Origin of the sequence: Geothrix oryzae (assembly GCF_030295385.1) — a bacterium.
GTDB lineage: Bacteria > Acidobacteriota > Holophagae > Holophagales > Holophagaceae > Geothrix > Geothrix oryzae.
Map to the genome: position 1 here is coordinate 1,484,750 of NZ_AP027079.1, position 14,313 is coordinate 1,499,062.

At 68.1% G+C, this 14,313-nt stretch carries 11 protein-coding genes; 8 read left to right on the forward strand and 3 right to left on the reverse strand.

The window, feature by feature from the left end:
• Positions 1-28 precede the first annotated feature (28 nt).
• The 4 genes from QUD34_RS06810 (at position 29) to QUD34_RS06825 (ending at position 2,376) form a co-directional block, all read left to right on the forward strand.
• On the forward strand, positions 29-385 hold the full coding sequence (locus QUD34_RS06810; protein WP_286355849.1) for a DoxX family protein: 357 nt from the start codon (positions 29-31) through the stop codon (positions 383-385).
• 42 nt (positions 386-427) lie between these two features.
• On the forward strand, positions 428-1,243 hold the full coding sequence (locus tag QUD34_RS06815) for a hypothetical protein (protein ID WP_286355850.1): 816 nt from the start codon (positions 428-430) through the stop codon (positions 1,241-1,243).
• A gap of 83 nt (positions 1,244-1,326) precedes the next feature.
• Positions 1,327-2,004, forward strand: a complete 678-nt coding sequence (aqpZ, locus tag QUD34_RS06820; protein ID WP_286355851.1) for an aquaporin Z — start codon at positions 1,327-1,329, stop codon at positions 2,002-2,004.
• A 69-nt stretch (positions 2,005-2,073) separates the two neighbouring features.
• On the forward strand, positions 2,074-2,376 hold the full coding sequence (locus QUD34_RS06825; RefSeq protein WP_286355852.1) for a hypothetical protein: 303 nt from the start codon (positions 2,074-2,076) through the stop codon (positions 2,374-2,376).
• Between the two features lie 34 nt (positions 2,377-2,410).
• Here QUD34_RS06825 and QUD34_RS06830 read toward each other — a convergent pair whose 3' ends face one another.
• Positions 2,411-3,181 carry a TIGR00282 family metallophosphoesterase gene (locus tag QUD34_RS06830; RefSeq protein WP_286355853.1) on the reverse strand — a complete coding sequence of 257 codons (771 nt, stop codon included), beginning with the start codon at positions 3,179-3,181 and terminating at the stop codon, positions 2,411-2,413.
• Positions 3,182-3,242: 61 nt separating this feature from the next.
• Positions 3,243-6,194, reverse strand: a complete 2,952-nt coding sequence (locus QUD34_RS06835) for a TonB-dependent receptor (RefSeq protein WP_286355854.1) — start codon at positions 6,192-6,194, stop codon at positions 3,243-3,245.
• A gap of 176 nt (positions 6,195-6,370) precedes the next feature.
• On the opposite strand from QUD34_RS06835, the gene QUD34_RS06840 reads away from it, so the two are divergent.
• Positions 6,371-8,110, forward strand: coding sequence for a SpoIVB peptidase S55 domain-containing protein (locus tag QUD34_RS06840; RefSeq protein WP_286355855.1), 1,740 nt, complete (start codon positions 6,371-6,373; stop codon positions 8,108-8,110).
• Between the two features lie 23 nt (positions 8,111-8,133).
• Positions 8,134-10,239: a hypothetical protein gene (locus QUD34_RS06845; RefSeq protein ID WP_286355856.1), complete on the forward strand. Its 2,106-nt coding sequence runs from the start codon at positions 8,134-8,136 to the stop codon at positions 10,237-10,239.
• Positions 10,240-10,303: 64 nt separating this feature from the next.
• On the opposite strand, the gene QUD34_RS06850 is transcribed toward QUD34_RS06845, so the two are convergent.
• On the reverse strand, positions 10,304-11,080 hold the full coding sequence (locus QUD34_RS06850; protein WP_286355857.1) for an enoyl-CoA hydratase-related protein: 777 nt from the start codon (positions 11,078-11,080) through the stop codon (positions 10,304-10,306).
• Positions 11,081-11,138: 58 nt separating this feature from the next.
• On the opposite strand from QUD34_RS06850, the gene nadC reads away from it, so the two are divergent.
• The gene (gene nadC, locus QUD34_RS06855; protein WP_286355858.1) at positions 11,139-11,987 is read left to right on the forward strand and encodes a carboxylating nicotinate-nucleotide diphosphorylase; all 849 of its coding nucleotides are present in this window, start codon (positions 11,139-11,141) and stop codon (positions 11,985-11,987) included.
• A 52-nt stretch (positions 11,988-12,039) separates the two neighbouring features.
• The gene (locus QUD34_RS06860; RefSeq protein ID WP_286355859.1) at positions 12,040-14,271 is read left to right on the forward strand and encodes a S9 family peptidase; all 2,232 of its coding nucleotides are present in this window, start codon (positions 12,040-12,042) and stop codon (positions 14,269-14,271) included.
• The last annotated feature ends 42 nt before the right edge of the window (positions 14,272-14,313 follow it).

The window sequence follows — 14,313 nt, forward strand, 5'->3', positions numbered from 1 at the left end:
CCTACAATGATGGATTCCCGGGGATTCCATGGCCGCTTCCAAGACCCGCACCGACTGGGCCCTCCTGCTGCTCCGCCTGGCCGTGGGTGGCATGGCGGTGGTGCAGGGGTTCGAGGTCCTCCGCCGCGCCCACGGGGCCATCTCGTTCGCTCATGCCTCCACCTGGGGACTGGCCCTCGGGGAGCTGGTCTGCGGCGCGCTGATCCTCCTGGGCCTGTGGGTTCCCCTGGCGGGCGGCCTGCTGGTGGCGGTGCTGGGCTGGCCCCTGGTGCATGGCTGGATGCACGGGGCGGGGGTGCTCGCGAATCTCGGCGGCCTCTTCCGCCTGCTGGTGGGACTGGCCTGCGCCGTGGGCGGCGGGGGCAAGTGGGCCCTGGGCCGTTAGGATCGCTAGGAATCGAAGGCAAGCATACGCGGAGGTTGAAGGATGTTGCGACCCCCCCATCACCAGATCTTTGCCTTCGACGCCGAATGGGTGCCGGATCCGGCCACCGGGCGCCGGGTGCTGGACCTGCCCGGGGACATGCCGGATGACGAGGTGATCACCCGCCTCTGGGCCTACGGCGGCGCCACCGAGGCCGACCCCCGACCCTACCTGAAGACCATCCTCTGCCGCGTGGTGTCCATCGCCGCGGTGATCCGGACCGTGAAGCACGGCGAGGTGCAGCACCGCCTCTACGCGCTGCCGGAGGGGCCCGAGGCGCTGCCGGAGGACGAGCTGCTCCGCCGCTTCCTGCTGGCCATCGGGGACAAGAAGCCGCAGCTGGTGGGCTTCAACTCAAGGGACTCGGACCTGCCCATCCTGGTGCAGCGGGCCATGGTCCACCGGCTGTCGATCCCCGGGCTGGGGCGCAGCGCCGAGAAGTGGGCCGCGGGCGATTTCTTCGACCGCTACGGCAACCAGCACATCGACCTGCGCGAGATCACCGGCGCCTGGGGCAAGGCTTCCTCCACCCTCCACGAGCTGGCGACGGCCTGCGGCATTCCCGGCAAGCTGGGCACGGACGGCAAGAGCGTCATCGACCTGTGGCGCGCCGGGGACCTGGCCGGCATCGTCCGCTACAACCAGTTCGACGCCCTCACGACCTTCCTGGTCTGGCTGCGGGCCATGACCCTCTCCGGCCACCTGTCTCCGGAACAGATGGAGGCCGAGGAGGCCCAGATCCGGGCCCTCGTTCAACAGAAGGCCACCGCCGATCCTGGCTTCAACCTGTATCTGGAAGGCTGGACCCGCCTTTCCTGACCCCTACTGCTTGAATCCCTCCTGAAGGCCGCTAGACTGGCCGCAACATTCCAGTCGTTGCGTTTTCTTCCAAGGGAGGATGTGTGAACAAGCGACTTGCGGCGGAATTCTTCGGGACCCTCTGGCTGGTGCTGGGCGGGTGCGGGAGCGCGGTGCTGGCCGCGGCCTTCCCCGGCGTGGGGATCGGGCTCCACGGCGTCAGCCTGGCCTTCGGCCTCACGGTGCTCACCATGGCCTTCGCCATCGGACCCATCTCCGGCTGCCACCTGAACCCCGCTGTGACCCTGGGGCTGGCCGTGGGCGGGCGCTTCCCCTTCAAGGACCTTGCGGGTTACTGGGTCGCCCAGGTGCTGGGGGCCGTGGCGGCCTCGGCCATCCTCTATGTGATCGCCACGGGCGATGGCTCCGCCATCGGCGGGTTCGCCAGCAACGGATTCGGGGAGCACTCCCCCGGGAAGTACGGGCTCGGCGCGGCCCTCCTCACGGAAGTCGTGATGACCTTCTTCTTCCTCATGGTGATCCTGGGCAGCACGGCCAAGAAGGCGGCGCCGGGTTTCGCCCCCATCGCCATCGGCCTCTGCCTGACCCTCATCCACCTCATCAGCATTCCCGTCACGAACACCTCCGTGAACCCGGCCCGCAGCACGGGCCCGGCCCTGTTCGTGGGCGGGTGGGCCCTGTCCCAGCTCTGGCTCTTCTGGGTGGCCCCCCTGATCGGAGCGGCGCTGGCCGGTTTCGTGTTCCCGAAACTCGAGGATTGAGGGGTCTGGAGACCCTGGCTACAGCAAACCCCCCTTCGGGCCGATACACTCTTGACCCGAGGAGCCGCCATGACCCAGGAGATCCGCCCCGAGGACCTCATCGTCACCGAACAAGACGGTACCCGCCGCATCAACCACGATGTGATCGAGAGCTATGGCCTCTTCAACCTGCCCCGCGCCACCATGCGCCAGGCCCTGATGGTGTATTACGACAACGCCAGCCGGCAGGGCCGGGGCCCGGCCCAGACGGTGCGCGTCTTCATCACCCTGGCCAGTTCCATCACCCGCTTCCCCCGGCAGGTGGCCATCAACTTCACCCGCGGGGTGGCGTACCGGCGGAACATGCGGATGCTCAGGCGCTTCAGCCGCTAACCGCTCCAGGATTCCCGGAAGGGAAAGGCGTACCTCAAAGCCGCCGGAGGAGCCTCTCGATGGCCGTCGCCTTGCGGCCCTCGGTGGTGACGAGGACCGCATGAAGCTGGAGATCGCCTTCGGCGACTTCGTACCGGGGGCGCTGCACTTTCAGGAAGCGGCCCAGGCTGGCCTCCTTCTTCATGCCGATGACGCCTTCGTAGGGGCCGGTCATGCCGATGTCAGTCACATAGGCGACGCCGCCGGGCAGCACCTTGGCATCCAGGGTGGGGACATGGGTGTGGGTGCCCAGGACGGCGGCGGCGCGGCCATCCAGGTGGTGGCCCATGGCCTGGGCCTCGCTGGTGGCCTCGGCGTGCATGTCCACGAGCACCAGGTCGGCCCGCTCTTTCTGGAGGATGGCGTCGACGCAGCGGAAGGGGCACTCGCAGGGGGGCATGTGCACCCGGCCCATGAGGTTGATGATCAGCACCTCGGCGCCGGAAGGCGTGTGGAGCTTCACCCAGCCGTTTCCGGCCGTGTCCGGGGGGTGGTTGGCGGGCCGAAGGAGGCGGGGCTCCTGCCGGAAATAGCCATCGATGCCCTTCACATCGAACGCGTGGTTGCCCGTGGTGATGACATCCACGCCGTACCGATCGAACCATTCCCGGGCGATGGTCTCCGTGATGCCGTGGCCGTGGGCGGCGTTCTCGCCGTTCACGACCACCAGGTCCGCCCCGGTCTCCCGCCGCAGGTCGGGCAGGAAGGCCTCCACCAGCCGCCGTCCCGGCTCCCCCACCACATCGCCCAAGGCCAGGATTCGCATGCCTCCAGACTAACGAAAAAGGGCGGCGCATGTGCGCCGCCCTTTCGTGGTGCGGTTGGAACTAGAAGGCGAAGCGGGCGCCGATCTGGATCTGGCGGGCAGCGCCGATCCAGGTCTGCTGGGGAGTGGGCGCCGGGTTGACCGCATCGATCGTGGAGGCGTTGCCAACCGAGGGGGCGCGGTAGGACAGATAAGTGTCCTGGCGGTTGAGCAGGTTGAACACATCGGCGGACAGGGTCATCTTGATCCGCTTCGTGAAGAAAAAGTCGCGGCGCAGGCCGAGGTCGAAGGTCAGGTTGGAACCTCCGCGCAGGGTGTTGCGGCCGGGATCGACGCCATTCTGGAAGACGCGGTCGTTGGTGCTGTTGGCATCGCCGTTCACATCGGTGCCGTAGGTCAGGGTGTAGGGCGTGCCCGTCTGGTAGCGGATGGAGACGGAGGTCAGGATGCCCGTCACTTCCTTGTCGAGGAAGCTGAAGTAGCCGGTGAGCACCTCGCGGCGGTCGGTATCGGCATAGCCCCACTGGGCGCCCAGCCGACCCTGGTCCTGGATGCCGATGCCGGAGTAGTTACGCTCGTTGGAGTCGCTGTCCTTGTTGATGGCGTAGGTGTAGTACAGCTGGGCATCGAAGGGGCTGCCGTCCTTGTGGTACTTCATGCTGGCCGTGTAGGCGTGGTACTGGCTGGTGGCATCGGACAGATACAGGCCCATGGTGCCGTAGGCCGCGTTGGGGCGGACCGCCGTGTAGGCGCCGGAGGCGCTGATGGTGCTGGGGTAGATGAGGCGGCCCGAGGCATTCGGGGTGGGGTTGCCGAGGTTCAGGTCCGCCGTGCGCTCAAGCTGCTGAGCCTTGGCGTAGGTCGCGGACAGGCCCAGCACCAGATCGCCGAAGAAGGGGCGCTCGGCGCCGATGTTCACGCGGTCGGTGTAGGGGTTCTTGAAGTCGGGGCTGAAGCTCCAGATGTTGAACCCGGAGAGGGTCACGCCCGTGGGCATGGCCGAGATCCAGTAGGGATTCGAGGCATTGAAGGACGCGCCGCGGGGGATGCCGTAGGTGGCGGCTTCACCAGGCTGGAAGTCCTTGGAGCCCGTGCGGATCCCGTTGGCCGCGAAGGCCTGGTAGAGGAACACGGCGGGCGTGGTGCTCACATAGCGGCCCACGCTGCCGCGGACCACCGTCTTGCCCTGGTCGAAGGCGGGGGTCCAGGTGAAGGACACCCGGGGGGAGAACTGGCTGTCCGTGGGGATCTTGGCCGTCACGGGCATGGTGGTGGCGAGCCGGTTGCTCATGTCCAGGATCGGGAAGTCGGGGTTCTCCTGGCGGTCCCAGCGGACGCCGACGCCCAGCTTGAAGGTGTCGGTGAGGCGCCAGTCGGTCTGGATGAACGCGGCCAGCTGCTTGTAGCTGGTGTCGAAGAGGCCCGCCTGCTGCACGGGGCTGTTGAGGCCGAAGTTCTGGCGGTAGTAGGACCAGTTGCCCGCCCGGAAGTTGGCGAGGGAGCTGAACTGGTAGACGCCCTGCCAGTTGCCGGCGAAGAACTCGGACACATTGATGTCGTTGTAGTCCACGCCCGCCTTCACCTGGAAGGTCGGCGTCACATAGCTGATGTTTTCCTGGAACTGGGTGCGCTTCGTGCTGTAGGTGCGGTCGAAGGGATAGGCGCCGTAGTAGCCCACATTGGAGATGCTGACTTCGGGGATCTTGGAGTAGGTCGACCGGGGCATGTCGTCCTTGGTGTGGCTGATCCGGAACTCGTTCATCCAGTTGCCGTTGATCACCCAGTTCCACTGGAGGACATAGGCGTCGGTCTTCACATCGTCCGAGGCCAGGTTCTCGTAGGCCGCCATGCTGCTGGCGCCGGTGACGCCCTTGAAGCTGGAGTGGTTGACCCGGAACTGGATGTTCTGGTCGATGGTGGGGTTCCAGTCGAAGCGGATGAAGTAGACATCCGAATCGAGCTTGTTGGAGTAGCTGCCGCCCTTGGCGAGCAGCACCGCATCATTGGCCTGGCCCGCGACCGTGGGGTCGAGAGCGACGGGTGTGTTGCCGCCCCAGACCTGGTTGATGGGGGACTTGTAGCGCTGGGCGTCGTAGGCCACGAAGTAGAAGAGCTTGTCCTTGACGATGGGGCCGCCCACGCTGAAGCCGAACTGCTCCTGCTGGAAGTCGCCGACGGGATTGGTGGTGGTGCTGCCATTGGGCTGGCGCAGCGTCGGGCCGGCTTCCACCCAGCCGCGGGGGCGCATGTAGTAGAAGAGGCTGCCGCTGAGGTCGTTGGTGCCGTTCTTGGTGATGGCGTTCACATAGCCACCGCCCATGCGGCCGAACTCGGCGCTGGCGCCGTCCGTGACGACCTGGTACTCGCGGATCGCTTCGATGGAGATGGTGAAGGGGGTCTTGCCTTCCGCCGCGCCGGTGGCGCCGCCGAAGAAGGGCTCGTTGTTGTCGCCGCCGTCGATGTTGATGGAGGTGTTCACGCCGCGCTGGCCGGCGATGGCGAGGTTGCCGCGGCTGCTGTCAACCACGACCTGGGGGGCGAGCGTCGCGAGATTGGTGAAGTTGCGGTTGAAGACGGGCAGGTTGGTCAGGTTGTCCGGGGAGACGATGGCGGCGGCGCTGGCGCGCTCGCTGTCCACCTGGCTGGCGGCGGCCACGACTTCCACCACGGCGCCGGTCTCGGGAGCCAGGCGGATGGCGAGGGGGGCGGCATCACCCAGGTTGAGGTTCACCTTCACATTGCTGGCGGTCTGGAAGCCGGCCTTGGTCACGGTGACGCTGTAGGGGCCCACCGGCAGGAGGGTGGCCAGGTAGCGCCCTTCGGCGTTGGTCTGCGTGGTGCGGGTGAGACCGGTCTCCGTGTTGCGGATGGTCACCGTGGCACCCGCCACGGCCGCGCCCTTGGTATCCATGATCCGGCCACCCAGCTGGGCGGACACGCCCTGGGCCATGAGCGGAGCCGCCGCGACCAGCAGGGCCACCAGGGTTGAGCTGTTCAAATGCCTTGAACGCATGGGAAGTTCCTCCGTGATCCAAGAGTAGCCTCAGACCCCCTCGTAATAAAAGGACCGGTTGGTCAAGGAACGAAAATGTCACCCCGGGCACCTGAAGGTCACAGGGGCGCCCGCTCGGGGGCCGTCCCGGTTCCCGGGACAGCCCTGCTAGGCTTCATTCTTTCCTTGAGATGTCGATGAAACTGGTCGCCCTTGCCTTCACCCTCCTCCTCGGGGCCTCCCTGTGTGCCCAGGGGCCAGCCACCATGGGCGCGTCCGAGATCCGCGCCGGCATGAAGGGGTACGGCCGGACCGTGTTCCAGGGCGGCAAGATCGAGCGGTTCGACTTCGAGGTGCTGGGCGTCCAAAAGAACGCCGCGCCGGGCCGCAGCCGGATCATGGTGAGGGCATCAGGGGGGCCCTTGGCGGAAACCGGCATTCTGGCCGGCATGAGCGGGAGTCCCTGCTACATCGACGGCAAGCTCATCGGGGCCCTCAGCACGGGCATCGCCTTCGAGAAGGAGGCCATCGGGGGCATCACGCCCATCGCCGAGATGCTGGATCAGCTCCGGGACATCGCCGAGACCGCCCCGAGCCGGACCCCCTTGATCCTGCCCAAGCTGGAGCCGCCGAAGGTCCTCAAGTCCGCCCTCACGGGCCAGATGCTCGATTTCCGGGCCCTGATGGGTGACCCGGACCCCCAGGCGCTGTCCATGTCCATCGCCGGCAGCGCCCTGGGGGCCGAGGTCCAGCGCCTCTGGGCGGGGCTGCCGGTCACCTTCGCGGCCGCCCCCGTGATGTCCGGGAGCCGCGAGGAGGCCAGCCCCCTGGAGCCCGGAGGCATGGTGGCGGTCACGCTCATGCAGGGCGACCTGGATCTGGCGGCCGCGGGCACCATCACCTATGTCTCGGGCAAGCGGATCCTGCTCTTCGGCCACCAACTGTTCAACCTGGGGCCCGTGGACCTCCCGCTCTGGTCGGCCACGGTGGCCAGCACCGTGGCCAGCTACCAGAGCTCCTTCAAGATGGCCATGCCGGTGGCGCCCATCGGCGCCCTGCGCCTGGATCGCAGTTCGGGCGTGGCGGGGCTGCTGGGGGCTGAGGCCCGCATGGTGCCCCTGCGCATCGGCCTGAACCTGGGGGGCAAGCGGACGCTGAACTTCCGCTTCGAGATCATGGATCATCCCGTGGTCACGCCCGCGCTGGCGGCCACGGCCGTGGCCCAGACCCTCGAGGCCCACACCCGCGGCCTGGGGTTCCAGAGCCTCTCCATGCAGGGGAATATCAAGCTGGCCGGGCATCCCGCCATCCAGATCGAAAATGTCATCGCGGACCTGAATTCCCTCCGGATGGCGCAGTATGTGGGCGGCATCCTGCAGGCCGTGAGCTTTAACCCCTTCGAGCGGCCCGTGTTCGAGGGCATCTCGCTCACCATCAAGGCGGAGGAGCGGCTCGACCTCACGGGCATCGCCGGCGTCCGCCTGCTCAAGGCCCGGGCCAAGCGCGGCGAGGTGCTGCCGGTGCTGGTGACCCTCCAGAACATCCAGGGCGTGCGGGAGACGGCCACCTTCAACATCCAGGTGCCCTCCTCGGCCGCCAAGGGCAAGGCCATCCTCATGGTGGGCGACGGTTTCAGCCTCATGGCGGCGGATCCGGACGAGCGGATGATCGAGGTGGCCAGCCTGAACGACATGGTGCGGATCCTGAATGGGGCCCTCCGGAACAACCACGCCTACGCCCTGCTGGTGCAGGCGCAGCCGGGCGCGGGCCTCCGCGGCAGCCGCATCGAGGGGATCCCCCCCACCGTGGCCAGCCTGGTCGGCGGCGACGGGGCCAGCAGCGACAACCGCCTGCAGCGCAGGATCGTGGGCCGCGCCGTGCTGCCGCTGGAGCGGGAAGTCCGCGGCCTCAGCCAGTTGGAAGTGGAGATCGAGTGATGAGCATGAGAGGAAAGGGTTCTATGCGCTGGCTGACCTTGCTGCTTCCCGCCGTCCTGAGCGTCGCCGCCTTGGCGGACCAGCCCATGGCGACCTTCTCGGGATTCAACGACTGGCTGGGTTCCGAGACGCGCGGCGTCCGCATCGGCGCCGACGGCCGCCTGCGCCTGGCGCCGAACCTTCGGCGCGTGGGCCAGCTGCCCGAGGGCGTCATCTGGGCGGCGGTGTCGGACGGAGCCGGCGGGGCCTACCTGTCCGCCGGCACGGACGGCAAGCTCTTCCACTATGCGGGCGGCCAGGTGAAGCCGCTCGGCCAGGTGAAGGGCGGCATCGTGTTCGCTCTGGCCCGGCTGGGGCAGGATCTGGTGGTGGCGCCCACGGGCGAGGGCAAGCTGTTCCGGGTGTCCCCCGCCGGCGAGGTGAAGCCGTTCGCCGACATCGAAGCCCGCATCGTATGGGCTCTGGCCGTCGAGGGCGACGCGGTGATCGTGGCGGGCGGGGCCGAGAAGGGGGCGGTGCTGCTGCAGGCGAGAGAAGGCTCGAGCCGCCGCCTGGCGGAACTGGCCGATGAGACGGCCTTCACGGCCATGACGCCGGACGGGCAGGGTGGCTGGTACCTGGGCAGCCACGGCCGGGGCCTGGTGCTGCGCTACAGCCGGCAGGGCGATCGCCTGGAAACGCTCATGGACACGCCCTTCGAGGAAGTGCGCGCCCTGGCTGTGGCCGAGGGTCAGCTCTATGTCGGCGCCGACAACGGGCTCACGCCCAAATTCAGCACAGGTCAGCTGGAGCGCCGGGAGGGCTACCTGCAGGCCGATACGGCCAGCACGGCCCGCTCCGCCGTCATCCGCCTGGACCGGGACCGGGTGCCCGAAACCCTGTGGCAGAGCGCCCAGAGCCAGGTCTATGCCCTGACGGCCTGGAAGGGGCAGCTGCTCGTGGGTACGGGAAACCGTTCGCGCCTCTTCTCGCTGCCCTTGGGCAAGGCCCGTGATGCCGATCCCTTCGCGGTGGTGCAGGAACTGGGGACGGCCCAGGCTACGGCCTTCCTTCCCGCCGGCGGGGATCTGCTGGTGGTGGGCTCCAATCCCGCCGAGCTGCACCTGCTCTCCGAGGCCCAGGCCACGGAAGGGACGCTGGAATCGAAGATCCTGAAGGGGGCGCCCCTGGCCGACTGGGGCCGGGCCTACCTCGAGTCCGACCTGCCCACCGGCACGAATGTGGAGCTGCAGTTCCGCACGGGCAGCACGGAGACGCCCGACGCCACCTGGAGCGCGTGGACGCCGCCGCTCCGCAGCGGAGAGCGCCCGGCGCTGCCGCCCTCCCGGTTCGCCCAGTTCCGGCTGCGGCTCAGCAGCACCCGGGGCGGCGCCACCCCCACGGTGGAGACCGTCACCCTGCACTGGGCCCACCGCAACCTGGCGCCGGTCTGGGAGGGCGTGGACATCATGCCGCCCGGGCTGGTCATCACCCGCACCGCGCCGCCCGATGACATCGGCATCGAACGCGTGCCCCTGGAGACCCAGAAGCTCATCCCGGCCCTGGGCTACATGGGCGCGGAAAAGCGCAGCTTCCGCCGGGGGGGGGCGAGCTTCGTGTTCCGGGTGAACGATCCCAACGGCGACGCCCTCGAGTTCACCATCCGGTTGCTGCCCGAACGCGGGGCGCCCCTGCTCCTGGAAAAGGCCTGGAAGGAAAAGTTCTTCAGCTTCGACACCCTGCCTGTGCCCGATGGCCGCTACCGATTGGAAGTGACCGCCTCGGATGCGCCCACGGTCCCCTTCAACGCCGCCCTCGCGAGCACTTGGCGCACGGCGCCCTTCCTCATCGACCATACGCCCCCGGCCATCGCGGAACTGAGCGCCGTGCCCGAAGGCGAGGGCGTGCGCCTGCGCTTCGTGGCCCGGGATGAGACCTCGGTGCTGAAAGAGGCCGCGGTGAGCGCCGATGGCGAGCACTGGCTCCAGATCGTGCCCGAGGACCGCGTCTTCGATCAGAAGGAGGAGCGCTTCGATGTGATCGTGCCCCGCGAGGCCGTGCGCGGCGACCGCATCCTGGTGAAGGTCGCAGATCAGTATCACAACGAGCAGACGGCGGCGGTGCAGGTAGGGACTCCCGCCAAGCGGTAGCCGTTCCCTCCTCCAAGAGAAAGGCGGGCCGGATGGCCCGCCTTTCTCTTGAGCATGTCAAAGCCTAAAGGCCTTTGAATTGCGCGGCCCGCTTCTCGAGGAAGGCGCCCATGCCCTCCTGCATGTCCTGGGTGGCGGCCAGGAGGCCGAAGAGGGCGGCTTCGTACTGGAGGCCCTGCTCCTGGGGCATCTCGAGGCCCTCGTGCACGGCCGCAAGGGCGCTGCGAAGGGCCACGGGCCCGCGGGAGAGGAGGGTCCTGGCGAGCTTCTCGGCGGCGGCTCGGAGATCGGCCTGGGGCACGACCCGGCTCACGAGGCCCATGCGGAGGGCATCGGCGGCGGGCGTCATCTCGCCGCTGAGGATCAGGTCCAGGGCCACGCCCTTGCCCACGAGGCGGGGCAGGCGCTGGGTGCCGCCGTAGCCGGGGATGATGCCGAGGCTCACCTCGGGCAGGCCGAAGCGGGCGTTCTCGCTGGCGATGCGGATGTGGCAGGCCAGGGCCAGCTCGCAGCCACCGCCCAGGGCGAAGCCGTTCACGGCGGCGATCACGGGCTTGGGCATGGACTCGATGCGCTGGAAGACGGCCTGGCCTCGCAGGGCCTGCACCCGGGCCGAGGCCGTGTCGAGGGACTTCAGCTCGGCGATGTCGGCTCCGGCCACGAAGGCCTTCTCGCCGGCGCCGGTGACCACCACCACGCCCACTTCAGCGTCGTGCTCGAGTTCCGCAAAGGCCTGTTCCAGCTCTTTCAGCACTTCGCTGTTCAGGGCGTTGAGCTTCTCGGGCCGGTTGAGGGTGACCCAGGCGATGCGGTCGGCTTTCTCGACGAGGACGAAGGGCATTGGGGGCTCCTGATGTGGGATTGTTGCCGACCATTGTACGCTGGGGCCGGAGTGACCGATGTTCCATCCCCCACACCCCGAGACCTACCGCGACCAGCTGCGCGCCTTCCTGCGCGAGGACTGGGGCACCCAGGACTGGACCACGGCCGCCGTGCCGGACCGGCCCATGGTGGCCCGGGTGGTGGCCAAGGGGGATCTGGTGCTGGCCGGCCTGCCCGTGGCCCAGGAGGTGTTCCGGCTGGCTGAACCCGGGCTGGCGGTGACCCTGGAGGCCGCCGACGGACAACGGGTGTCCAAGGGGACCGAAGTCCTGCGCGTGGAGGGGTCCAGCCACGGCATCCTGCTGGCCGAGCGCGTGATGCTGAACCTCCTGCAGCGGCTGTCGGGCACGGCGACCCTCACGCACCAGTTCGTGGACGCCATCGAAGGCACGGGCGCCCGCATCCTCGATACGCGCAAGACCACGCCGGGCCTGAAGCTGCTGGAGAAATACGCCGTGCGCTGCGGCGGGGGCGTGAACCACCGCCTCACCCTGGGGGATGGCGTCCTGCTCAAGGAGAATCACCTCGCCGCGGCCGGCGGCATCCGGGCGGCGGTGGAGGCGGCACGGCACGGCGCCCCCAACCTGGTGAAGATCGAAGTGGAGGTCGAGACCCTGGGCCAGCTGAAGGCCTGCCTGGACCTGCCGGATGTCGATGGCGTCCTGCTGGACAACATGCCCCTTGAGCAGATGCGCGAGGCCGTGGCCCTGCGGGACCGCAGCGGGCGGCGCCTCTTCCTGGAGGCCAGCGGCAACCTCACCCTGGAGCGGGCCCGTGCCGTGGCGGAAACCGGCGTGGATTTCCTCAGCGTCGGGGCCCTCACCCACAGCGCGCCCTCGGTGGATCTCAGCCTGCGGATGGACTGAAGGGGCGACCTGCGCCATGATCTAGGCCTCAATACACGAGGCAGGAGGCGGCATGCGTTCGAATCGATGGGGACTGGTCCCGATGGTGTTGGCGGCAGCAGGGCCCCTGCTGGCCCAAACGCCGTCGCCGACTCCGGCCACGCGACCCATGACCTTCATGGATGTGATGGAGATGCGCGGCGTGGGCGGCGGTCAGCTGTCGGCGGACGGAGGCCGGGTGGTCTACACGGTGAGCATCCCCCACTGGAAGTCGGGCAAGGCCTTTACCGAGATCTTCGTGGCGGAGGCCGCCACCGGCGCCGCCCGCCAGATGACCTTCACCCGCGAGAAGAACGAGACGGCCCCCCAGTGGGCCCGGGACGGCCGGCGCTTCGCCTTCCTCAGTGATCGTGAGGGCAGCCAGCAGGTGTATCTGATGTCGGTGGATGGGGGCGAGGCCCGCAAGCTCACGGAAGCCAAGGACGGCGTCCAGGCCTTCGCCTTCAGCAGGGACGGGAAGTGGCTGGCCTTCAGCGCGGGCAAGGCGGAGGACCGCCAGCTCTCGCTCGTGGATCTGGCTTCGGAGGATCTGACCGTGGCGGCCCTCCCCAAGCACGCCACGCCCATCCGCGACTTCGCGTTCGCGGAGGACGGGCAGCGCATCTTCTTCACCAGCCCCGATGGGGTGGACAAGGACGACCTGAAGCGGAAGGAGAAGAAGTTCGATGTGCGCGTCGCGGATCCGGAGCAGCCGCCCGTGCATGTGTGGTCCGTGGATCTGAAGGACAAGACGGAGAAGCGCTGGACGGAGGGGGCGGACTTCACCGTGGCGGCCTTCCAGCTCTCGAAGGACGGCCGCTGGGCCTCGTACCGGGCCCTTCCCGCCGCCCGTCGCGTGGGCGACATCACCCACGAGGAGGCGAGCCTGCACCTGCTGGATCTGGGCAGTGGCCAGGGCCGCCTGGTCCTGGAGAAGTTCGCCGGGTTCTCAGCCTTCTCGCCGGACGGACAGTGGCTCGTCTATGCGGCGCCCGAGCGGTTCGAGCGCCTCCGCAACGAGAAGCTCTGGGTGGTGCCCACGACCGGCGGACCCGGCCGGAATCTGATGGCCGGGAAGGACATGAGCGTGTCCAACGCCAGCTGGAGCGAGGATTCGCGCACCCTCTACTTCACCGAGGCCGTGGGCGCGGACCAGCACCTGTTCGCGCTGTCCGTCGCCAGCGGCGCCATGACCCAGCTCACCAAGGAGACCGGCGTCATCAACGGCGGCTACAACGCCGACGCCAAGGCTTTCCTGGTGAGCTACAGCCAGCCCCGGAAGCCCCTGGATCTCTATGTGGCGAGGCCCCGGACAGTGGGGTCGGCAGCCACCTGGATCAAGGTCTCCGACGCGAATCCCCAAGTGGCGCGGTTGTCCCTGGGCGCCACGGAAACGGTCCGCTGGAAGGCCAAGGATGGCGTCGAGGTGGAGGGCCTGCTCATCAAGCCCCTGGACTATGAGAAGGGGAAGCGCTACCCCCTCATCGTGCAGCTCCATGGTGGGCCGGCCGCCGCGGACATGAACGGATTCCAGGGCCGCTATGTCACCTACCCGCACATCTACGCCGCCGCGGGCTATGCCGTGCTCCAGCCCAACTACCGGGGCTCGACGAACTACGGTGAGGCCTTCGCCCGGCAGATCGGCGGGAACTTCATGCGTCTCTCCTACGGCGACATCATGAGCGGCGTGGATCACCTCATCCGTGAAGGCGTGGCGGATCCGGACCGGCTCGGCATGATGGGCTGGAGCGCCGGCGGGCACTTGTCCAGCTGGACGCTCACCCAGACCGACCGCTTCAAGGCCATCAGCACCGGCGCCGGGGCGGTGAACTGGATCTCGATGTATGCGGAAAGCGATGTCCAGAGCGTCCGCGAGTTCTATCTGGGTGGAAGGCCCTACGATGCCTGGGACAACTTCCTGAAGGAATCGGCGCTCAAGTACATCAAGAACGCGAAGACTCCCACGCTCATCCATGTGGGCGAGGCGGACCAGCGGGTGCCCAAACCCCAGAGCGATGAACTCTACATGGCCCTCAAGAAGCTGGGTGTGCCCGTGGAGTACCTCGTCTATCCCGGCATGCCCCACGGCCTCACCGAACCTCGCTACCAGCTGGTGAAGATGGTCAGCGAGTTCAACTGGTTCGAGAAATGGATCAAGGGGAAGAAGGGCTGGTTCGAGTGGAAGGCCCTGTTGGATACGCTGCCGGCGGATGCGGAGGCCAAGCCCGAAGGGCCCTCGGCTTCCGCCCCTTCGCGGCGGAAGTAATACAGAACGGGCCCCGCATGGGGCCCGTTCTGCGCAGGATGG

What these genes read in the sequence shown, in the direction of transcription:
- QUD34_RS06810 (WP_286355849.1), top strand. Translation starts at nt 29, where the DNA reads ATGGCCGCTTCCAAGACCCGCACCGACTGGGCCCTCCTGCTGCTCCGC.
- QUD34_RS06815 (WP_286355850.1), top strand. Translation starts at nt 428, where the DNA reads ATGTTGCGACCCCCCCATCACCAGATCTTTGCCTTCGACGCCGAATGG.
- QUD34_RS06825 (WP_286355852.1), top strand. Translation starts at nt 2,074, where the DNA reads ATGACCCAGGAGATCCGCCCCGAGGACCTCATCGTCACCGAACAAGAC.
- QUD34_RS06830 (WP_286355853.1), bottom strand. Translation starts at nt 3,181, where the DNA reads ATGCGAATCCTGGCCTTGGGCGATGTGGTGGGGGAGCCGGGACGGCGG.
- QUD34_RS06835 (WP_286355854.1), bottom strand. Translation starts at nt 6,194, where the DNA reads ATGCGTTCAAGGCATTTGAACAGCTCAACCCTGGTGGCCCTGCTGGTC.
- QUD34_RS06840 (WP_286355855.1), top strand. Translation starts at nt 6,371, where the DNA reads ATGAAACTGGTCGCCCTTGCCTTCACCCTCCTCCTCGGGGCCTCCCTG.
- QUD34_RS06845 (WP_286355856.1), top strand. Translation starts at nt 8,134, where the DNA reads ATGCGCTGGCTGACCTTGCTGCTTCCCGCCGTCCTGAGCGTCGCCGCC.
- QUD34_RS06850 (WP_286355857.1), bottom strand. Translation starts at nt 11,080, where the DNA reads ATGCCCTTCGTCCTCGTCGAGAAAGCCGACCGCATCGCCTGGGTCACC.
- nadC (WP_286355858.1), top strand. Translation starts at nt 11,139, where the DNA reads ATGTTCCATCCCCCACACCCCGAGACCTACCGCGACCAGCTGCGCGCC.
- QUD34_RS06860 (WP_286355859.1), top strand. Translation starts at nt 12,040, where the DNA reads ATGCGTTCGAATCGATGGGGACTGGTCCCGATGGTGTTGGCGGCAGCA.